Source organism: Stutzerimonas sp. LR2, from assembly GCF_055755175.1.
Window position 1 is genome coordinate 1,280,429 of sequence record NZ_JBVTRR010000001.1, and the last position, 19,660, is coordinate 1,300,088.

Below are 19,660 nucleotides of genomic sequence, written 5' to 3' on the forward strand. Positions count from 1 at the left end.
GTCGATTTGGCGCCAGCGGATCGACAGGCGGCGCCGGTGCGTGGCCTAACGGAAATCCGGCGGTTCACGGCGCGGCTTTTTGGAAACCCCCGGCGCGAATACCGTTCCAATGCAGGCACACCCAAGAACTGGCCCGGCGGGCCGAGGAGGTTGCGATGGCCACCGGTTGGGCAGGAGATGGCGCGGTACAGGAGCAGATCGACAGCACCGTCGAAGATGCCGTACAGCGCGCCCGCAGCCGACTCGCTCGGGGCGAAAGCCTGAAGCACTGCGAAGAATGCGGAGAGAGGATTCCCGAGGCGCGCCGCCAGGCGGTGCCGGGTGTACGCCTGTGCATCAAGTGCCAGGCGGCGCAGGACAAGGAAGATGCCAGGTTCAGCGGCTACAACCGTCGCGGTAGCAAGGACAGCCAGCTGCGTTGATCAATCGCGGCGGATCGGCATCGAGAAGGTGAAGGTGGTGCCCGCTTCGGCACTGGAACTGACACGCATGCTGCCGCCGTGGGCACGGGCGATCTGGTCGACGATGTACAGGCCGAGCCCCAGACCTCCTCGGCTGGAGCCTCCCTGGTCCTGCCAGTAGGGCTGGAACAGCCGCTCGAGGTGTTCGGCCGCAATCGGCGTGCCGCGGTTGTGTACGGCGAGTTCGAAATGCCCGTCGTCGGTCTGCGCCGTCACGATCACCGGGCCGGTGCTGGCGCCGTGATGCAGGGCGTTGGTGATCAGGTTGGCGAGCAGCTGCGCGATGCGGTCCGGATCGCACTCGAACATCTCCAGCGGCGACAGCCGCTCGAGCAGAACCCGTCGCGGATGCGCATTGCGCAGCTCGTCGGTCACCTGGCGCAGGGTGCGATTGAGCTCCGGTGGCGTCGTCCAGTTCAGCGGAATGCCGTTGCCCAGCTGACCGCGGGCGAAATCCAGCAGGTCATCCACCATGCGCGAGGCACGCTGGCTGGCGGTGCGCACGTGCTCGGCCAGTTGCTGGGTGCCGACTTCCGTCGAGCGTCGCAGCAGCAGGTCGCTGGCCGCCTGGATCGAGGCCAGCGGGGTACGCAGGTCGTGGCCGAGCAGGGCGATGAACTGTTCGCGCTGGTGGCCGGTGAGGCGCTCGTCGGCCAGCGCGGCGCGCGTGCGCTGCTGCTGCTCCTCGGCATCGAGCTGCAGGGTCAGCAGACGGGCGAAGGATTCGAACATTGCGCGCGTCGCCGGGCTGGACAGGTCGCGGGGTAGCGGGTCCAGCGCGCAGAGCGTGCCGAAGAAACTGCCATCGGCGCGCAGCACCGGGACCGAGATGTAGCTTTCGAACCCATAGATCTGCGGCGTGTGATGGTGGCAGTAGTCCGGATCGGCGCTGACCTGGCTGATGATGATCGGCTGATGGGAGGCGTGAATCTCGCTGCACAGGGTGGTGGTCACGTCGAGTTCCCCGCCGACCTTCAGACCGAACTCGATACGATCGAACACGGCACAGGCGGTCCAGTTCGTCTCGGTAACGCGGGCAACTGCAGCGAAGCGCAGGCCGGTCGTTTCGCTGAGGACCTGCAGGATGGCCGGCACGGCACTGATACGCTGCACCGTGAGCAGGTCGTCGAGGAGGGTTCGCACCATCGCAAGGCCCTGAGCGATGAAAAAGGCCGGACACTCTAGCATGCCCGGCCTCGTTTGCAGCGACGCTCACCCCAGCGGCGCGGGTTGTACCGGGGTGACAAGAAGGGGCTGCTTGCGCATCAGCACATAGTGCAGCGTGCCGCCAAACAGTGCGCCCAGCAGCCAGGCGAAACCGGACAGGCTCTCCAGTCCGGGCGTCCATACCGAGGCCACGGAGAACACGGCGCTCACGCCGAACGCGATCATTGCCTTGCGGTTCCAGCCAGCGTTGAAGTGGTAAATGCCGGTACGTTCGGCGCAGAACAGCTGCTGTACATCCAGACGCTGACGCCAGACCAGGTAGTAGTCCGCCACGATGATGCCGTACAGCGGCGCCAGCGCCGCGCCCAGCGTATCGACAAAGGCGGCGATGCCCACTTCGCTGATGAAGGCCACCCACAGCGCGCCGATGAAAAAGGCGATGGCGGCAGTGATGAAGCCACCGGTCCGGGCGCTGATCCTGGCGGGGGCCAGGTTGGCGATGTCGTAGGCCGGAGGGATGAAGTTGGCGACCAGGTTGATGCCCACCGTAGCGGCGAAGAAGGTGATCGCGGCGACCACCGTCAGGGTGACATTGTCGATGCGTGCCACGATGTCGGTCGGGTTGGTCAGCGTCTCTCCGAATACGACCACGGTGCCGGCGGTGATCACCAGCGCGATCATCGAGAAAACCGCCAGGCTCACAGGCAGGCCGAAGAAATTACCGATGCGCATCTGCCGCTCGTCTTTCACGAAGCGGGCGAAATCGCCGTAGTTGATTACCACCGCGGCAAAGTAGGCGACCATGGTGCCGACCACTGCCGCGAATGCTGCAATCGGACCGCCGGCATGTTCGCCGCTGCCGCTGAAAATGTCGCCAAGGGCACCCAGCAGGCTCGGGCCGGCCTGATACCAGATGGCGATCATCAACACGATCATCACCAGGTAGACCAGCGGGCCGGCCCAGTTGAGAAAGCGCGTTACCCAGTCGACGCCGCGAACGAACAGCGCTACCTGAAACACGCAGACCATCACGTAGGCGGCCCAGTCGATGGCAGTCAGGCCGAGCAGCGTCGCCGCCTGCGGATCGGTGCCCATGAAGGCCCGGAGCAGCAGCGCAACGGCAGTCGAGGCAAAGTAGGTCTGCACGCCATACCAGAAGATCGCGACGATGCCGCGGACGACCGCCGGGAAGTTAGCACCGCGTACGCCCATGCTCGCCCGCGCCATGACGGGGAACGGAATGCCGTACTTCACACTCGGTTTTCCGGTGAGGTGCACCAGCCCCATCACGATAAAGCCGGCCAGGACGATACCCGTCAGAACCGCCCAGCCATTGAGCCCGTAGCTGATGAAAAGCGTGGCGGCCAGCGTGTAGCCGAACAGACTCTGTATGTCGTTGGACCACACGTTGAAGATCTCGAACCAGCCCCATTTGCGTTCAGCCGGGGGGAGCGGCGCGAGATCCGCGTTATAGAGACTGGGGTCGATCTGCTTGATCTGAAAGTCGTCGTGATTCATGGGATGCGCTCTGAGCAAGACTGTGGATTTTTGTATGCAGTTCTTGTTCCGCGTACGACAGAGCTCGCGAATTATCAGGCGACGATCACTGAGGCGGTTGCGCCCGATGCCTCGAGTCTAGGCGCTCCGAGGCATCGTGCAGGATAATTTGTATACAAGATTGATGCGAATTTCAGATCAGAAATTCATTGCCGTTCGACTTTGCGGATGCATCGCGGGTATGCACTCAAAAGATGTAGCGCACCAAGGTGGTGCCATCAGTGTCGGCCGGGAGCGGGGGTACGGATATGAAAAGCCCAGGCTTGCGGACAAGCCTGGGCTTTTCGTTGGCGCTGCGGCCTGTCAGCTGCCGCGCTTTCCGTGAAGATCAGAACAGAAAGTAGCGCTGCGCCATCGGCAGCACTTCGGCCGGCTCGCACCAGAGCAGCTGGCCATCGGCGCGCACCTGATAGTTCTGCGGGTCGACCTGGATGTCCGGCGTGTAGTCGTTGTGGATCAGGTCCTTTTTCTGCACCTGGCGGCAACCCCGGACCACGCCGATTTTCTTCTTCAGCCCCAGCTGTTCCGGCACGCCGGCTTCGAAGGCGGCCTGGCTGATGAAGGTGAAGCTCGACGCGTGCAGCGAACCGCCGTAACTGGCGAACATCGGTCGGTAGTGCACCGGCTGCGGTGTCGGGATGGAGGCGTTGGCATCGCCCATCAGGCTGGCGGCAATCGCGCCGCCCTTGAGGATCAGCGTTGGTTTGACGCCGAAGAAGGCCGGGCGCCAGAGCACCAGATCCGCCCATTTGCCGACTTCGATCGAGCCCACCTCGTGGCTGATGCCGTGGGTGATGGCCGGGTTGATGGTGTACTTGGCGATGTAGCGTTTGGCGCGGAAGTTGTCGTTGCCGGGGGCGTCCTCGGGCAGGGCGCCGCGCTGTTTCTTCATCTTGTCGGCGGTCTGCCAGGTGCGCGTGATCACCTCGCCGACGCGGCCCATGGCCTGGCTGTCGGAGCTGATCATGGAAAAGGCGCCGAGGTCATGCAGGATGTCCTCGGCGGCGATGGTCTCGCGGCGAATACGGCTTTCGGCGAAGGCCACGTCCTCGGCGATGCTCGGGTCGAGGTGATGGCAGACCATGAGCATGTCCAGGTGCTCGTCGATGGTGTTGCGGGTGAAGGGCCGGGTCGGGTTGGTCGAGGAGGGCAGCACGTTGGGGAAGCCGCAGGCCTTGATGATGTCCGGCGCATGACCGCCGCCGGCCCCCTCGGTGTGGTAGGTGTGGATGGTGCGGCCCTTGAAGGCGCCCAAGGTTGTCTCGACGAAGCCGGACTCGTTCAGGGTGTCGGTGTGGATCGCCACCTGCACATCGTACTGGTCGGCCACGGAAAGGCAGTTGTCGATGGCCGCCGGGGTGGTGCCCCAGTCCTCGTGCAGCTTGAGGCCGATGGCACCGGCTTTGACCTGCTCGATCAGCGGTTCGGGCAGCGAGGCGTTGCCCTTGCCGGTAAAACCGATGTTCATCGGGAAGGCGTCGGCGGCCTTGAGCATCATCGCCATGTGCCAGGGGCCGGGCGTCACCGTGGTGGCGTTGGTGCCGGTAGCAGGCCCGGTGCCGCCACCGATCATGGTGGTCACGCCGCTCATCAGCGCCTCTTCGATCTGCTGCGGGCAGATGAAGTGGATGTGCGAGTCGATGCCGCCGGCGGTGAGGATCATCCCTTCGCCAGCGATGACTTCGGTGCTGGCGCCGATGGCGATGGTCACGTCGGGCTGAATGTCCGGGTTGCCGGCCTTGCCTATGGCGGCGATGCGGCCGTCCTTGAGGCCCACGTCGGCCTTGACGATGCCCCAGTGGTCGAGGATCAGCGCGTTGGTGATCAGGGTATCGACCACCTCGGCGGCGCACAGCTGGCTTTGGCCCATGCCGTCGCGGATCACCTTGCCGCCGCCGAACTTCACCTCTTCGCCATAGGTGGTGAAGTCTTTTTCGATTTCGATCCACAGGTCGGTGTCGGCCAGGCGCACCTTGTCGCCAACGGTGGGGCCGAACATGTCGGCATAGGCTTGGCGGGAAATCTTCATCCGTATCGTCTCGCGTAGGGTGGATGGCCGAAGCCATCCACCGATCCTGTTCACGGTGGAAAAGCCTTCGGCGTTCTCCACCCTACGAAAAGCGCTGTGCCCTAGAGCGCGCCCATTACCCGCCCGGCGAAGCCGAACACCCGGCGCTCGCCGGCCAGCTCGACCAGCTCCACCTCGCGGCTCTGGCCCGGTTCGAAGCGCACCGCGGTGCCGGCCGGGATGTTCAGGCGCATGCCGCGCGAGGCGGCGCGATCGAAGGTGAGCGCGTCGTTGGTTTCGAAAAAGTGGTAGTGCGAACCGACCTGAATCGGCCGGTCGCCGCTGTTGGCCACGCAGAGGGTCAGGGTGCGGCGGCCGGCGTTGAGCTCGATGTCGCCGTCCTGGATCTGGTATTCGCCGGGAATCATGGTTTCGAGGTCCTATTCAGGGTCAGTTGCATCATGGTCAGGTCCAGCCAGCGGCCGAACTTGCAGCCGACCTGGCGCATCTGGCCGACATGGATGAAGCCCAGTTGCTGGTGCATATGCACCGAGGCGCGGTTCTCGCTTTCGATGAAGGCGACCATCACATGCTTCTCGAGCATGCGGGCGCGCTCGATCAGTGCCTTCATCAGGCTGCGGCCGATGCCGCTGCCGCGATGGTCGGGGCTGACGTAGACCGAGTTCTCCACGGTATGACGAAAGCCGTCGTGGGGGCGCCAGGGGCCGAAGGAGGCATAGCCGGCCACGCGGCCCAGCTCGTCGATTGCGACCAGCACGGGGTAGCCCTGCGCGTGACGCTCGGCCAGCCAGGCCTGGCGGTTGGCGAGGTCGACGCAGTGGTCGTTCCAGATCGCCGTGCTGTTCTGCACCGCGTCGTTGTAGATCTGCAGGATGCCTTCGAGGTCGGTGTCCAGGGCGTCGCGTATCTGCACGTTGGTTTCCTTCAAGAACGGTTCAAGGTCGTGGGCAGTAGACATTGACCGATATTTCAGGCGATTGGTTGATGCACCGTGACCAGCTTGGTGCCGTCCGGGAAGGTCGCCTCGACCTGGATTTCCGGAATCATCTCGGGCACGCCTTCCATCACCTGCTCGCGGCTGAGCAGGGTGGTGCCGTAGTGCATCAGCTCGGCGACCGTCTGGCCGTCGCGCGCGCCTTCGAGCAGCGCGGCGGAGATGTAGGCCATGGCCTCCGGGTAGTTGAGCTTCACACCGCGGGCCAGCCGGCGCTCGGCCACCAGGCCGGCGGTGAAGATCAGCAGCTTGTCCTTCTCTCTTGGTGACAGATCCATAACCGCTCCAGTCGTAGGGTGGATGTCGCTCTTCGTATCCACCGGCCGGTGGTCGAGACCACGCAGCGTTGTTCAGGGCGACGTGCACGCAGGCGCGCCGGCGTAGGGAGGGCAGCGGCGCAGCCGTGCCCACCGATCATTCAGGTACTCCAGATTCTCGGCGGTACCGCTTCGCGGCCCAGCAGTTCGGGGCGCAACAGCCGCCACAGGTCGATCAGCCAGGCGCGGGCGTGCAGCGCCTCGTCGGCCAGACAGCGCGCCACGATGAGCCCCGGCAGTTGCGTCAGGTCACCGCGCACGCGGCTGGGCAGTTCACGGCAGCGTTCCAGCAGGTCCGCGTCGAGCTCGCCGCTGGCGATGAGGGTCGCGAACACCGAACGCCCGTCGAGGCCTATCGGTGAGTCGAGCAACGCATCGGCGCCGGCGATGCGCTGGCGCTCGTGCCAGATCAGCCGGTCGTCGCGACGGATATCCAGGCGCGCCTGGAAATGCCCGGCGTCGAAGCGCTCGCCTGCTGCCGGCCGGCCGAGGGCGACGATGTCCCAGTAGAACAGCCGGGCGTCGCCGTGCAGCTCGATGCGAGTGTTCAGCTCGGCCTGAGCCGCGGAATAGACGATTGTCTCCTGCGGCAGCCATTCCAGCGTGGCACCGGCCTCGACGCGCAGCTGCAGGTCCTGAAAGGCGGGGCTGGCGGCGCGATACCACTTGGCTGCACCAGGGCTGGTCAGCTGCGCCCAGGCGCCGGGGCCGAGCGTGACGCTGATGTCCAGCCGATCCCCGCCGGCGATGCCGCCCGGGGGGTGGACAATGATGTGCTGGCAGACTTCCGGCCCTTCGGGATACAGATGCTTCTGCACCCGTAACGGTCCGCTATGGCGGCGCAGCACCGGGCGCGTCGCGTCGCCGATGCGGGTATAGCCGAGCTCGAGTTCGGCCTGCCAGTGCGGGGTGAAGGGGTGAGTCAGAACGGTCATGCGCGGCTGCCGGTGGTAGTTGACTGGGCAGACAGCAATAGTCGTGCCTCCACCCGACGGTATGCGCAGCTTCGGGGCGTGCGAGGCCTCGTCGACGACGAGACCTGTGGGGATATGCACCGTTACGGTGCGATCTGCTGCCGCCCGGTTCGCTACGCCCTTTCGTGGTGCGCCTGCTGCGCTCTTGCTCAGGGCTGACGGGATGCGCCGAGCCGGGCAAAGAAGCGTTGCTTGGTCCATTCCGAACAGGCCGCATAGAGCAGTGTGATCAGCAGAACCGCCCCGAGCACCGTGGCCGGCAGTGGCTGCAGGGCGAACCAGCCGCCCACCGGCGTGTAGGGCAGCAGCACGGTCAGCAGCGCGATGAGCAGTGAACTGACCAGCAGGAAGCGCCCCGGCCGGCTGCGGTAGAACGGCTTGTGCGTGCGCACCACGAAGATGATGGCGAGTTCGGTGATCAGCGATTCGACGAACCAGCCGCTGCGAAACAGCTCCGGTTGCTCGCCCACCAGGTACAGCAGCACGCCGAAGGTGAGCAGATCGAAGGCCGAGCTGATCAGGCCGAACAGGATCATGAAGCGACGCACCTCGCCGATGTCCCAGCGATGCGGCGTGCGTGACCAGTCGGCATCGACGCGGTCACCGGCGATGCCGATGGCCGGAATGTCGGAGAGGAAGTTGTTGAGCAGGATCTGCTTGGCCAGCAGCGGCAGGAAGGGCAGGAAGAACGAGGCCACGGCCATGCTGATCATGTTGCCGAAGTTGGCGCTGGTGGTCAGGTAGATGTACTTCAGCGTGTTGGCGAAGGTACGCCGGCCTTCGTCGATGCCCTGACGGACCAGGCCCAGTTCGTGGCGCAGCAGGACGAAATCGGCCGCCTCCTTGGCCACGTCCACCGCGTTGTCCACCGAGATGCCGACGTCCGCGGCATGCAGTGCCGGCGCGTCGTTGATGCCGTCGCCGAGAAAGCCCACCACGTGGCCGGTCTTCTGCAGCGCGCGGATGATGCGCTCCTTCTGGTTGGGATCGACCTCGGCGAACAGGCTGACCCGCGGCGCCAGGTTGATCAGCGCCTCGTCGCGCATCTGCCCGATCTCGGCGCCCGTGATGACGCGCTCGACATCGATGCCGACGCTCTCGGCCACCTGCCGCGCGATCAGGCGGTTGTCGCCGCTGATGATCTTCACCGCCACGCCCAGCTCGCGCAGCGCCGCCAGCTCCTCGCGCACACCGGGCTCGGGTGGGTCGAAGAACAGCAGGAAGCCGGTGAAGACCAGCGCCTGCTCATCATCGACGGTGCAGCGCTCGCCTTCCATGGAGCGCCAGGCAAGGCCGAGCACCCGATAGCCGGCGGCGCTCCAGGCAGCGAAGCGGGCCGCCAGCGCCTCACGCCGCTCGGCGGTCAACGGCAACACGGCATCGCCCTGCTGCACGAACGCCGACACCTGCAGCACGTTATCCAGCGCACCCTTGCAGATCAGCCGTGGCGTGGGCTCGCTAGCGTCGCGCAGCAGCACGCTCAGGCGCTTGCGGACGAAGTCGTAGGGAATTTCATCGAGCTTGTCGGCGCCAGTCATGGCCGGCGCCTTGTCGCGGGCGTAGTCGCCGATCGCCTCGTCCAGCGGGTTGCGCAGGCCGGTCTGCAGCGACGCGTTGAGCCAGGCCATGCGCAGCACCGTGGTGCTGGGCTGGCCGTCGGCGTCCAGCGCCCCGTCGAGGGCCACTACGCCGCGGGTCAGGGTGCCGGTCTTGTCGGTGCAGAGGGTGTCCATCGCGCCGAGATTCTCGATGGCGTTGAGATGGCGCACGATCACGCCGCGCCCCGCCATGCGTCGCGCGCCGGCCGAAAGGGTCGCGCTGAGGATCGCCGGCAACAGCTCCGGCGACAGCCCGACGGCCAGGGCGATGGCGAACATCAGGGTGTCCAGCGGCGGTCGGTCGAGGAACAGGTTGAGCCCGAGCACCGCGGTGACCATCACCAGCATCACCCGCAGCAGCAGACCGCCGAACTGGCGCAGGCCGCGCTCGAACTCGGTTTCCGGCGGGCGCAGCACCAGCGAGCGCTCGATATGGCCGAGCTCGGTATGCAGGCCGCAGCGCACGGCCAGCAGGCGCGCCGTGCCGCTGCGCAGCGAGGTGCCGCGGAACAGGCAGTTGTCGCGCTGCGCCAGGGCGGCGTCGCTGGCGATCCGGCTCGCCTGCTTCTGCACCGGAAAGGTCTCGCCGGTCAGCAGGGCCTGGTTGACGAAGCAGTCGCGCGCCTCGACCAGCCGGCCATCGGCCGGAATCAGGCTGCCGGCCGAGAGCTCGACGATATCGCCGGGCACCACTTCATCTGCGGCCAGGCTCTGCAGGCGCCCGTCGCGCCAGACATCGGCGCGGCTGGCCACCTGTTCGCGCAGGCGTGCAATCGCGCGGTTGGAACGGACCTCGTGCAGGCTGCCGACCAGCGCGCTGGCGATGACGATGGCCAGCACGATCAGGGCATCCAGCCAGTCATGGGCGATCAGCGCCACCAGCGCGCCGATCAACAGGATCAGCACCAGCGGGCTGGACAGCTGGCGCAGCAGCGAGGCGCCGACCTGCCGCGCCAGGTTCGGCCGGTACGTACGCCTGACCGACGGCTGTCGCGCGGCGGCAGCGTCGCTGGCGAGCCCGTTCGGGCCGCTCTTCAGGCTGGCATAGAGCTCATCCAGCGGCTGGCTCCAGTAGTCCGGCGTGACCGTCTCGTGGTGGTTTGCGGCCCCGGCCCGCAAGGCGTCCCGGGAGAGCCAGAAGCCGGGCAGCATCGGCAGCCAGAAGCTCAACACGCGAAACAGCAGCGTTGCCGACAGGCCGGCCGCCAGCGGCACGCCGGCCCAGCTGAGGGTCGCCACCGCGGCGGCCTCGAACGCACCGAGCCCACCCGGCACGATGCCGACACTGCGCAACACGCTGGCCAGCATGAAGCTGGCGAAGATGCCGGCGAAGGGCGCCGCGTGGCCGACTGCGTGAAGCAGCGCCCAGAGGGTCAGGGCGTCAAGCAGGACGATCAGCAGGGAATAGCCGCTGGCCCAGCTCAGCAGGCGCGGATTGCGCGTCAGTCGGGGCTCGGCCGCGAACACCATCGCCAGCAGGCGCTGCATCCAGCGCACGTGTTGCAGACGCCTGGCCAGGGCGCCCTGCGGCAGCCCGGCGATCAGCGGCGCGGCGATCGCCATGAGGCCGCAGAACAGCATGAAGGCTGCGCTGGTGGCGATCACGGCGAGACTGCCATGGCCGCTGTCGATTGCGATGAAGAGGGCGGCGCCGAGCGCCAGCAGGTAGGCCACGAAATAGGCCGACACGCTGACGATGAAGCAGCTGGAAACCTGAGACGCAGCGATGCCGCGGCGTTGCAGCAGGGCGACCACTGCCACCGCGCCGCTGAATCCGGAGGAAGGCAGGGCCTGGTCGATGAACAGCTTGGTCAGGCTGAGTTTGGTGGCGTCCCACAACGGCAGCGACGTGCCCGCGGCCGTCAGTACCTGGCGATACAGTTGACCCTGGACGACGTAAGTCAGCCCCTGCAGCGCGATGGCGACCAGCAGCCAGGCCGGCTCGGCCTGGCTGAGAACCAGGGCGAAGTGGCTGGCGTCGGCCAGCTGCAGGACGCCGACCACCAGCGCGCCGAGCATAGCCGCGCCCAACAGCCAGGACAGCCAGATCAGCGGCCTGGCATGTTCGGTCGGGGCGGAAGAGTCGAACGCATCGTGCATGCCGTGCACCCCCTGCTGGAGCCAACGCTGTCAATCATCGGCCCGGCGGGAGAGCCGGACATTGACACCGATCAGGCGCCCCCGTGGGGGCGCTGCAGCAAGGCTAGATCGCCACCAGGCGTTGCACACCCTCGGCGGCCATGTTTTCGCCGCGACCCTGCTGGATGATCTCGCCGCGGCTCATCACCAGGTACTGGTCGGCCAGTTCGGCGGCGAAGTCGTAGAACTGCTCCACCAGGAGGATCGCCATGTCGCCGCGGGCCGCGAGCTTCTTGATCACCGCGCCGATCTCCTTGATCACCGAGGGCTGGATGCCTTCGGTGGGTTCGTCGAGGATCAACAGGCGCGGCTTGCTCGCCAGCGCGCGGCCGATGGCGAGCTGCTGTTGCTGGCCGCCGGAGAGGTCGCCGCCGCGGCGGTGCTTCATTTCCTGCAAAACCGGGAACAGCTCGTAGATGAACTCGGGTACTTCCTTGGCTTCCCTGGCGCTGAAACGGGACAGGCCCATCAGCAGGTTTTCCTCGACGGTCAGGCGGCCGAAGATCTCGCGCCCCTGCGGCACATAGGCGATGCCTGCGTGCACGCGCTGGTGCGGCTTGAAGCCGGTGATCGGCTTGCCCTCCCAGTTCACCGCGCCTTCCTTGGCCGGGATCAGGCCCATCAGGCACTTGAGCAGGGTGGTCTTGCCGACGCCGTTGCGTCCGAGCAGGCAGGTGACTTCGCCGACCTTCGCCTCGAACGAGAGGCCGCGCAGGATATGGCTGCCGCCGTAGTACTGGTGCAGTTGCTGGACTTGCAGCATGTGCGACTCCTTCACTTGGTGGGTAAGCCTCTGGCGTTATCCACCCTACGATTAGGTTTGCGTTGATGCGGGCATGGGCGTTTGGCGGGCGTAGGGTGGATGGCCGAAGCCATCCACCTTTTTGCTCAACGCCCCAGATACACCTCGATCACCCGCTCATCCGCCTGCACCTGTTGCAGCGAACCCTCGGCCAGCACCTGGCCCTGGTGCAGCACGGTGACGTGGTCGGCAATGGTCTCGACGAAGCCCATGTCGTGCTCGACCACCATCAGCGAATGCTTGCGCGCCAAGGACTTGAACAGCTCGGCGGTGAATTCGGTCTCGGCATCGGTCATGCCGGCCACCGGCTCGTCGAGCAGCAAGAGCTGCGGCGACTGCATCAGCAGCATGCCGATCTCGAGGAACTGCTTCTGCCCGTGGGACAGCAGCCCGGCCGGGCGATGACGCGACTGGCCAAGGCGGATGGTCTCCAGCACTTCGTCGATGCGGTCCTTCTGCTCGCCGGAAAGCCTGGCCCTGAGGCTCGCCCACACCGACTTGTCGGTCTTCTGCGCCAGCTCCAGGTTCTCGAACACCGAAAGCGCCTCGAACACCGTGGGCTTCTGGAACTTGCGGCCGATGCCGGCCTGGGCGATGTCCACCTCGCTCATGCGGGTCAGGTCCAGGGTTTCGCCGAACCAGGCGCTGCCGCTGGTGGGGCGCGTCTTGCCGGTGATGACGTCCATCATGGTGGTCTTGCCGGCACCGTTGGGGCCGATGATGCAGCGCAGCTCGCCGACGCCGATGTACAGGCTGAGATCCGTCAGCGCCTTGAAGCCGTCGAAGCTGACGTTGATGTCTTCCAGGCTGAGGATGGTGCCGTGGCGTACGTCCAGGCCCTTCTCGGCTACCCGGCCGAGGCCGATGGCATCGCGGGTCAGGCCACCGCCGGTGGGGTCGAAGCCGTCGATGACGGCGCTGCAGGGTACGGTTTTCATTCTTCGCCCCTCCGCTTGATGAGGCCGATGACGCCCTTGGGCAGGTACAGGGTGACGACGATGAATAGCGCACCGAGGGCGAACAGCCAGTATTCGGGGAAGGCCACGGTGAACCAGCTCTTCATGCCGTTGACGAGGCCGGCGCCGAGCAGCGGGCCGATCAGCGTGCCGCGTCCGCCGAGGGCGACCCAGACGGCGGCCTCGATGGATTGCGTCGGTGCCATCTCGCTGGGGTTGATGATCCCCACCTGCGGCACGTAGAGCGCTCCGGCCAGGCCGCAGAGCACCGCTGACAGCGTCCAGATGAACAGCTTGTAGCCGCGCGGATCGTAGCCGCAGAACATCAGCCGGTTCTCGGCATCGCGCAGGGCGGTGAGCACCCGGCCGAACTTGCTGCGCGCCAGGCGAAAGCCCAGGTACAGGCTGCCGGCCAGGAGCGCCACGGTGGCGAGAAACAGCGTGGCGCGGGTCGCCGGCGCCGAGATCGAGAAACCGAGGATGGTCTTGAAATCGGTGAAGCCGTTGTTGCCGCCGAAGCCGGTCTCGTTGCGGAAGAACAGGAGCATGCCGGCGAAGGTCAGCGCCTGGGTCATGATCGAGAAGTACACGCCCTTGATCCGCGAGCGGAAGGCGAAGAAGCCGAAGACGAAGGCCAGCACGCCGGGTACCAGCACCACCAGGCACATGGCCCAGAGGAAGCTCGACGTGCAATACCAGTACCAGGGCAGCTCGTTCCAGGCGAGGAAGCTCATGAATGCCGGCAGGCCGTCACCGGCGCTCTGGCGCATCAGGTACATGCCCATGGCGTAGCCACCGAGGGCGAAGAACAGGCCGTGGCCGAGTGACAAGAGCCCCGCGTAACCCCAGACCAGATCCAGCGCCAGGGCGACGATGGCGTAGCAGAGGATCTTGCCCACCAGGGTCAGGGTGTAGGCCGAAACGTGCAGGGCATGCTCGGCCGGCAGCAGGTGCAGCAGCGGCATGGCGACGAGGACGGCCAGCGCCAGGCCGAGGGCGATGACCGTGGCTTTCGGCCCGGCTTTCTGCGCGGCGGTGAGGGTAAGTGGCTGGTTCAATCGATGACCCTCCCCTTGAGAGCGAAGAGCCCCTGCGGACGTTTCTGGATGAAGAGGATGATCAGCGCGAGGATGAGAATCTTGCCCAGCACGGCGCCGATCTGCGGTTCGAGGATCTTGTTGGCGATGCCGAGGCCGAAGGCGGCGAAGATGCTGCCGGCCAGCTGGCCGACTCCGCCGAGCACCACCACCAGGAAGGAATCGATGATGTAGCTCTGGCCGAGGTCCGGGCCGACGTTGCCGATCTGGCTCAGGGCCACGCCGCCGAGCCCGGCGATGCCGGAACCCAGCCCGAACGCCATCATGTCGATGCGCCCGGTGGGCACCCCGCAGCAGGCGGCCATGTTGCGGTTCTGCGTTACCGCGCGCACGTTCAGGCCCAGGCGCGTCTTGTTCAGCAAGAGCCAGGTCAGGAGCACCACGAACAGCGCGAAGCCGATGATCACCATGCGGTTGTACGGCAGCACCAGGTTCGGCAGCACCTGCAGGCCACCGGACAGCCAGGCCGGATTGGCGACCTCGACGTTCTGCGCGCCGAACAGCACCCGCACCAGCTGGATCAGGATCAGGCTGATGCCCCAGGTCGCCAGCAGGGTTTCCAGCGGGCGGCCGTAGAGGTGGCGGATCACTGTGCGTTCCAGTGCCATGCCGATTGCGGCGGTGACGAAGAAGGCCACCGGCAACGCCACCAGCGGGTAGAAGGCGAGGGCTTCCGGGGCGAGCTGCGCCATCAGCACCTGCACCATGTAGGTGGTGTAGGCCCCGAGCATGAGCATCTCGCCGTGGGCCATGTTGATCACCCCGAGCAGGCCGAAGGTGATCGCCAGGCCGAGGGCGGCGAGCAGCAGGATCGAGCCCAGCGACAGGCCGCTGAAAGCCTGGCCGAGCAGCTCGCCGATCAGGAGCTTGCGCTTGACCTGGGCCAGGCTGGTCTCGGCGGCCTTGCGCACATTGGCGTCGGTTTCCGCCTCGTCGGCCAGCAGGTTCTCCAGGCGTACCCGGGCCATGGGCGCGCCGGTTTCGCCGAGCAGGCGCACCGCGGCGAGGCGTACTGCGGGGTCGCTTGCGGTCAGCTGCAGGTTGGCCAGCGCCAGGGTCAGCGCTTCGCTGACGGCGGCATCGTCCTCGGCGTCCAGGCGCTGCTGAAGCAGCTCGAGCTGTTCCGGTTGGCCGCTGTGCTGCAGGCGCTTGGCCGCGGCGAGGCGCTGCGCGGGGTCTTCGGCGAACAGCTGGTGGCTCGCCAGGGCGGTGTTGAGCAGGCCGCGCAGGCGGTTGTTCAGGCGCAGCTTCTTCGGCGTGCCGACCGGCTCGGCATCACCTTCGAGGGCACGGTAGGCCCCGTTTTCCTCAATGAAGGGCGTCTTGTTCTGGTCGATGGCCACGCGATTGGCGCGCAGCGCTTCGATCAGCGGCAGCCGCTCAGGCGCGGGCGCGGCGGCCCAGCTTTCCAGCAGCCTGGCCTGTTTGGCCGGGCTGGCCTTGGCGTAGTCGGCCGCGTCTCCGGCCTGGGCTGCCCAGGGCAGAACCAGCAGGAGCAGCAGCAATAATCGGTGCAGGGCAGTGTTCATGCGTGAATTCCCCAGGGGGCGCCGCGGGCTCTCTTGATGGAGGTGGCGGCGATGGGCGGGCGGATGAGAACGTCTCGACTACGCGTTCCGATCCGCCCAACGAAAGCCGAGCGATCGTGGGGTGGATCGGGACGCGAAATCGGTGCGTCACCCATCCACCATGACGACCGCAGCGGTTAGTTCGACTTCACCGCGTAATCCGGCTTCTTGTCGTTGCCCGGGATGTAGGGGCTCCACGGCTGGGCGCGGACTGGGCTTTCGGTTTCCCAGACCACCGAGAACTGACCGTCCTCCTGGACCTCGCCGATCATCACCGGCTTGTGCAGGTGGTGGTTCTTCTCGTCCATGGTCAGGGTGTAGCCGCTCGGTGCCTTGAAGGTCTGCCCGGCGAGTGCATCGCGTACCTTGTCCACCTCGGTGCTGCCGGCCTTCTCGACCGCCTGCGCCCACATGTGGATGCCTACGTAGGTGGCCTCCATCGGGTCGTTGGTCACGGCCTTGTCGGCGCCCGGCAGGTTCTTGGCCTTGGCGTAGGCCTTCCACTTGCTGACGAAGGCTTCGTTGACCGGGTGTTCCACCGACTGGAAGTAGTTCCAGGCGGCCAAGTGGCCGACCAGCGGCTTGGTGTCGATGCCACGCAGCTCTTCTTCACCGACCGAGAAGGCGACGACCGGAACGTCGGTGGCGTCCAGGCCCTGGTTGGCCAGCTCCTTGTAGAAGGGCACGTTGGAGTCGCCGTTGATGGTCGACACCACGGCCGTCTTGCCGCCGGCGGCGAACTTCTTGATGTTGGCAACGATGGTCTGGTAATCGCTGTGACCGAAGGGGGTGTAGACCTCTTCGATGCTGGATTCCGGCACGCCCTTGCTGATCAGGAAGGCGCGCAGGATCTTGTTGGTGGTGCGCGGGTAGACGTAGTCGGTACCGAGCAGGAAGAAGCGCTCGGCGCTGCCGCCGTCTTCGCTCATCAGGTACTCGACGGCGGGGATGGCCTGCTGGTTCGGTGCGGCGCCGGTGTAGAAGACGTTCGGCGACAGTTCCTCGCCTTCGTACTGCACCGGGTAGAACAGCAGACCGTTGAGTTCTTCATAGACCGGCAGCACGGATTTGCGCGAAACCGAAGTCCAGCAACCAAAGGTCACCGCGACCTTGTCTTGGGTCAGCAGCTGACGGCCTTTCTCGGCGAACAGCGGCCAGTTGGAAGCCGGATCGACCACCACCGGCTCGAGCTGCTTGCCGAGCACGCCGCCCTTGGCGTTGATCTCGTCGATCGTCATCAGCGCCATGTCCTTGAGCGAGGTCTCGGAGATGGCCATGGTGCCGGACAGCGAATGCAGGATGCCGACCTTGATGGTTTCGGCGGCCTGCAGGGTGAAGGGGAACAGACCGCTGAGCATCAGGGCACTGGCGGCGAGGGTGGTCTTGATCAGAGGACGGCGTTTCATTTGGGGCTCCTTGGCTGTCCGTGCGCAACTGTGGGCTGGGTACATCGGAACGCCTGGAGCAATGGCAGCATCCGTGCCAAATGGCGCAAAGCCTTCTACGACGCCGCTTTGCGCCGATCCTGGGTTGATCCGGCAGCTTTCGTGGTGAGCCATGCTGGTGCATCGCAGGGCGCGTGGTGCACTGCCAGGGCCCGCTTTGCCCGATTTCGGTGCCCGCCCGCCACTTGCCCGTTGCAGGCCTGGCTTCTAGCATGGCCGGCCCGCTCCGAGACCCGTCGCCATGCCTCGTCCACCGCGTTCTCCATCCTCGCGATCGCCTGCCAGAGCGCCTGCGCCGCGGCGCGTCGCCAAGGCGCCGCCGGCCGAGCCGCGGCTGTTGCTGCTGAACAAGCCGTTCGACGTGCTTACGCAGTTCGCCGATGCCGATGGTCGTGCGACCTTGAAGGACTTCGTCTCGGTGCCGGGCGTCTACCCCGCCGGGCGCCTGGATCGCGACAGCGAGGGTCTGTTGCTGCTGACCAACGACGGTCGGTTGCAGGCGCGTATCGCCGAGCCGAAGCACAAGCTGCCCAAGACCTACTGGGTGCAGGTGGAAGGCGAGGTGGACGAGACACAGCTGGAGCGGCTGCGCCAGGGCGTCGAGCTGAACGACGGCATGACCCTGCCGGCCGAAGCGCGGCAGCTCGATGAGCCCGAGCTGTGGCCGCGCAATCCGCCGGTGCGCTTTCGCAAGAGCGTACCGACCAGCTGGCTGGAGCTGGTGATTCGCGAAGGGCGCAATCGCCAGGTGAGGCGCATGACGGCGGCGGTTGGCTTGCCGACCTTGCGCCTGGTACGGGTGCGCATCGGCCCCTGGGCGCTGGACGGCCTGCAGCCGGGCGAGTGGCGGGAAGTGCCGGCGCAGCTGTAGCGCGCCGGCTGGTGCCTCAACTCAGTGCGGGATGCCCTGAGTCACTTCGATGATGTATCCGATGACCGGCTTGGCGAGAAAGGCGAACAGGCACAGGCCGAGGCCGAGGAAGAGGATGGCGGTGCCAAGGCGCCCGGCCTTCGACTTCTTAGCCAGGTCCCAGATGATGAAGGCCATGAAGGCCATCAGCCCGCCGACCAGCACGATCATCATCCACTTTTCGAAAACTTCGGGATCCACAGGGTTCTCCTGACTGACTTCGACGACGGCGCCCGTGGCAGGCCGGGCGCGAAAGCGGGGCAGTATACGCCTGCGCAAAGCGGCGCGTGTGCCACCGCTGGTTGGACGGTCGTGCTCGCAAAGCGTTCGGACCGCGCCGACCGGGCGCCGGTGCGGCGAAATGTCTCGCCCGAATTCAGTAGGCCGCCTTGATCACATCGATGCCCTTGTTCAGCACTGCGCGCCAGGCCTGCAGGTCCGCCTGCTGCAGGTCCTCGTCGTGTTGCCCGATGGTCTTGAGCAGGGCATCGATCCACAGGTCATAGAGCTCCGGATGGATATCCAGCTGTGCCCTCGAATGGCTCTGGCCCAGCGCACGGAGCTTGGTGTCCGGCATGCCGCGGGCGAACAGCACCAGGTTGAGGATGCCGGCGCGCAGCAGCTGTTTCTGCGCGGTCATGTCGGTACGGGCGAACTTCTCCCGTATCGCTGGCGAGCTGGCGAGAAAGGTGGCGTAGAAGTCATCGAAGAAGCGGGGGCTCGCGCAGCAGCGGCCATAGCTCTGCATGACGCGGTTGGTGTCGTTCATGGGGCATCCCTGGCACGAAGGTTCGGGAGCGGCGCCTGCACGGGGCGTCGCATTCGGCTGTCCGGCGCGCCTGGCGACACCGGATACAAGGGCGCGGATTATAGGCAGTAACCCTTCGGAAAGTAGGGTACAGCCTGTGCGCTGCGTCTCAGCTGCGCAAATGCTCCAGTGGCAGCTCGGTGCTCGATGCCACCTGACGCAGGACGAAGCTGGAACGCACGCTGGAGACGCCTTCGATACGCGTCAGGGTACCGAGCAGGAACTGCTGGTAGTGGTCCATGTCCGGCACCACCACCTTGAGCTGGTAGTCGGCATCCATGCCGGTGACCAGGCTGCATTCCAGCACTTCCGGGCAGCGTCCGATCACGCCCTCGAAGTGCTCGAAGCGCTCCGGGGTGTGCCGGTCCATGCCGATCAGCACATAGGCGGTCAGCGTCAGGCCGAGCTTCTTGCGGTCGAGCAGGGCTACCTGGCGAGCGATATAGCCGTCGTCTTCCAGTTGCTTGACGCGGCGGGAGCAGGGCGAGGGCGACAGTCCGATGCGTTCGGCCAACTCCTGGTTCGAGATGCGGGCGTCGTGCTGCAATTCGGCGAGAATGCGCAGGTCGTAGCGGTCGAGTTTGCTCATGGAGGGATTCCTTTGGGATCGGATTGCGCGTGATGATGAATCGCAGGCTAGAGATTGCGCAAGAGGTGCCTTGATCAGCAATCTTCGCAATCCGGTGCCGGTCGGGGCGGCGTAAGCTTTATCTCAACTTCAGCCCCCGGCAGAACGACCACGGCACGCGATCCCCGCCGCGGTCACCGAAAGTCTTACCGAGACCGACGGTCCGGGCCTCCGGCGCTCACGAGGCACCGTGCGAAGCAGCCGTTACCA

General features: G+C 66.0%; 18 protein-coding genes. 2 read left to right on the forward strand and 16 right to left on the reverse strand.

The window, feature by feature from the left end; all coding sequences use genetic code 11:
• Positions 1-155 precede the first annotated feature (155 nt).
• Complete coding sequence (locus tag ACVRRC_RS05890) at positions 156-422, forward strand: DksA/TraR family C4-type zinc finger protein (protein WP_068506157.1); 267 nt, start codon at positions 156-158, stop codon at positions 420-422.
• Here the strand turns inward: ACVRRC_RS05890 and ACVRRC_RS05895 are convergent, their stop codons facing one another.
• The 13 genes from ACVRRC_RS05895 to urtA form a co-directional block, all read right to left on the reverse strand.
• Positions 423-1,649 carry a GAF domain-containing sensor histidine kinase gene (locus tag ACVRRC_RS05895; protein ID WP_472996732.1) on the reverse strand — a complete coding sequence of 409 codons (1,227 nt, stop codon included), beginning with the start codon at positions 1,647-1,649 and terminating at the stop codon, positions 423-425.
• Between the two features lie 24 nt (positions 1,650-1,673).
• Positions 1,674-3,146, reverse strand: a complete 1,473-nt coding sequence (locus ACVRRC_RS05900; protein WP_472996733.1) for an NCS1 family nucleobase:cation symporter-1 — start codon at positions 3,144-3,146, stop codon at positions 1,674-1,676.
• A gap of 367 nt (positions 3,147-3,513) precedes the next feature.
• A complete protein-coding gene (gene ureC, locus ACVRRC_RS05905; RefSeq protein WP_472996734.1) occupies positions 3,514-5,214 on the reverse strand; it encodes an urease subunit alpha in 1,701 nt (566 codons plus the stop codon).
• 101 nt (positions 5,215-5,315) lie between these two features.
• Entirely contained in the window at positions 5,316-5,621 is a 306-nt protein-coding gene (locus ACVRRC_RS05910; RefSeq protein ID WP_011914741.1) for an urease subunit beta, read from the reverse strand.
• Complete coding sequence (locus ACVRRC_RS05915) at positions 5,618-6,172, reverse strand: GNAT family N-acetyltransferase (RefSeq protein WP_080977926.1); 555 nt, start codon at positions 6,170-6,172, stop codon at positions 5,618-5,620. Before ACVRRC_RS05915 ends, ACVRRC_RS05910 begins: the two co-directional genes overlap by 4 nt.
• A gap of 11 nt (positions 6,173-6,183) precedes the next feature.
• The gene (gene ureA, locus ACVRRC_RS05920) at positions 6,184-6,486 is read right to left on the reverse strand and encodes an urease subunit gamma (protein WP_003283033.1); all 303 of its coding nucleotides are present in this window, start codon (positions 6,484-6,486) and stop codon (positions 6,184-6,186) included.
• Positions 6,487-6,626: 140 nt separating this feature from the next.
• Positions 6,627-7,460, reverse strand: a complete 834-nt coding sequence (locus ACVRRC_RS05925) for an urease accessory protein UreD (protein WP_017246508.1) — start codon at positions 7,458-7,460, stop codon at positions 6,627-6,629.
• 188 nt (positions 7,461-7,648) lie between these two features.
• Positions 7,649-11,197 (reverse strand): magnesium-translocating P-type ATPase, encoded by a 3,549-nt coding sequence (gene mgtA, locus ACVRRC_RS05930; protein ID WP_472996735.1) that lies wholly within the window; start codon positions 11,195-11,197, stop codon positions 7,649-7,651.
• Positions 11,198-11,300: 103 nt separating this feature from the next.
• Positions 11,301-11,999 (reverse strand): urea ABC transporter ATP-binding subunit UrtE, encoded by a 699-nt coding sequence (gene urtE, locus ACVRRC_RS05935; RefSeq protein ID WP_017246506.1) that lies wholly within the window; start codon positions 11,997-11,999, stop codon positions 11,301-11,303.
• A gap of 125 nt (positions 12,000-12,124) precedes the next feature.
• On the reverse strand, positions 12,125-12,976 hold the full coding sequence (gene urtD / locus ACVRRC_RS05940) for an urea ABC transporter ATP-binding protein UrtD (RefSeq protein WP_003283036.1): 852 nt from the start codon (positions 12,974-12,976) through the stop codon (positions 12,125-12,127).
• Positions 12,973-14,052 carry an urea ABC transporter permease subunit UrtC gene (gene urtC, locus ACVRRC_RS05945; RefSeq protein WP_472996736.1) on the reverse strand — a complete coding sequence of 360 codons (1,080 nt, stop codon included), beginning with the start codon at positions 14,050-14,052 and terminating at the stop codon, positions 12,973-12,975. The genes urtD and urtC overlap by 4 nt, the downstream gene beginning before the upstream one ends.
• Entirely contained in the window at positions 14,049-15,620 is a 1,572-nt protein-coding gene (gene urtB / locus ACVRRC_RS05950) for an urea ABC transporter permease subunit UrtB (protein WP_181090150.1), read from the reverse strand. Before urtB ends, urtC begins: the two co-directional genes overlap by 4 nt.
• 176 nt (positions 15,621-15,796) lie before the next feature.
• Positions 15,797-17,065 (reverse strand): urea ABC transporter substrate-binding protein, encoded by a 1,269-nt coding sequence (gene urtA / locus ACVRRC_RS05955; RefSeq protein WP_472996737.1) that lies wholly within the window; start codon positions 17,063-17,065, stop codon positions 15,797-15,799.
• A 280-nt stretch (positions 17,066-17,345) separates the two neighbouring features.
• On the opposite strand from urtA, the gene ACVRRC_RS05960 reads away from it, so the two are divergent.
• Entirely contained in the window at positions 17,346-17,975 is a 630-nt protein-coding gene (locus ACVRRC_RS05960) for a pseudouridine synthase (RefSeq protein WP_472996738.1), read from the forward strand.
• Between the two features lie 21 nt (positions 17,976-17,996).
• Here the strand turns inward: ACVRRC_RS05960 and ACVRRC_RS05965 are convergent, their stop codons facing one another.
• From ACVRRC_RS05965 to ACVRRC_RS05975, 3 genes are all read right to left on the reverse strand, one after another.
• Positions 17,997-18,215: a DUF2788 domain-containing protein gene (locus ACVRRC_RS05965; RefSeq protein WP_013984129.1), complete on the reverse strand. Its 219-nt coding sequence runs from the start codon at positions 18,213-18,215 to the stop codon at positions 17,997-17,999.
• 175 nt (positions 18,216-18,390) lie between these two features.
• Positions 18,391-18,783 (reverse strand): globin, encoded by a 393-nt coding sequence (locus tag ACVRRC_RS05970; RefSeq protein WP_014597796.1) that lies wholly within the window; start codon positions 18,781-18,783, stop codon positions 18,391-18,393.
• A 148-nt stretch (positions 18,784-18,931) separates the two neighbouring features.
• Positions 18,932-19,411, reverse strand: coding sequence for an Lrp/AsnC family transcriptional regulator (locus ACVRRC_RS05975; protein ID WP_017246503.1), 480 nt, complete (start codon positions 19,409-19,411; stop codon positions 18,932-18,934).
• Positions 19,412-19,660 lie beyond the last annotated feature (249 nt).

Excerpts from the sequence above, each read along its gene's own strand:
- ACVRRC_RS05975 (WP_017246503.1), bottom strand. The coding sequence starts at position 19,411 with ATGAGCAAACTCGACCGCTACGACCTGCGCATTCTCGCCGAATTGCAG.
- ACVRRC_RS05970 (WP_014597796.1), bottom strand. The coding sequence starts at position 18,783 with ATGAACGACACCAACCGCGTCATGCAGAGCTATGGCCGCTGCTGCGCG.
- ACVRRC_RS05910 (WP_011914741.1), bottom strand. The coding sequence starts at position 5,621 with ATGATTCCCGGCGAATACCAGATCCAGGACGGCGACATCGAGCTCAAC.
- urtA (WP_472996737.1), bottom strand. The coding sequence starts at position 17,065 with ATGAAACGCCGTCCTCTGATCAAGACCACCCTCGCCGCCAGTGCCCTG.
- ACVRRC_RS05925 (WP_017246508.1), bottom strand. The coding sequence starts at position 7,460 with ATGACCGTTCTGACTCACCCCTTCACCCCGCACTGGCAGGCCGAACTC.
- ACVRRC_RS05890 (WP_068506157.1), top strand. The coding sequence starts at position 156 with ATGGCCACCGGTTGGGCAGGAGATGGCGCGGTACAGGAGCAGATCGAC.
- ACVRRC_RS05895 (WP_472996732.1), bottom strand. The coding sequence starts at position 1,649 with ATGCTAGAGTGTCCGGCCTTTTTCATCGCTCAGGGCCTTGCGATGGTG.
- mgtA (WP_472996735.1), bottom strand. The coding sequence starts at position 11,197 with ATGCACGATGCGTTCGACTCTTCCGCCCCGACCGAACATGCCAGGCCG.
- ureA (WP_003283033.1), bottom strand. The coding sequence starts at position 6,486 with ATGGATCTGTCACCAAGAGAGAAGGACAAGCTGCTGATCTTCACCGCC.
- urtD (WP_003283036.1), bottom strand. The coding sequence starts at position 12,976 with ATGAAAACCGTACCCTGCAGCGCCGTCATCGACGGCTTCGACCCCACC.
- ACVRRC_RS05960 (WP_472996738.1), top strand. The coding sequence starts at position 17,346 with ATGCCTCGTCCACCGCGTTCTCCATCCTCGCGATCGCCTGCCAGAGCG.
- ACVRRC_RS05915 (WP_080977926.1), bottom strand. The coding sequence starts at position 6,172 with ATGTCTACTGCCCACGACCTTGAACCGTTCTTGAAGGAAACCAACGTG.
- urtB (WP_181090150.1), bottom strand. The coding sequence starts at position 15,620 with ATGAACACTGCCCTGCACCGATTATTGCTGCTGCTCCTGCTGGTTCTG.
- ACVRRC_RS05900 (WP_472996733.1), bottom strand. The coding sequence starts at position 3,146 with ATGAATCACGACGACTTTCAGATCAAGCAGATCGACCCCAGTCTCTAT.
- urtE (WP_017246506.1), bottom strand. The coding sequence starts at position 11,999 with ATGCTGCAAGTCCAGCAACTGCACCAGTACTACGGCGGCAGCCATATC.
- ureC (WP_472996734.1), bottom strand. The coding sequence starts at position 5,214 with ATGAAGATTTCCCGCCAAGCCTATGCCGACATGTTCGGCCCCACCGTT.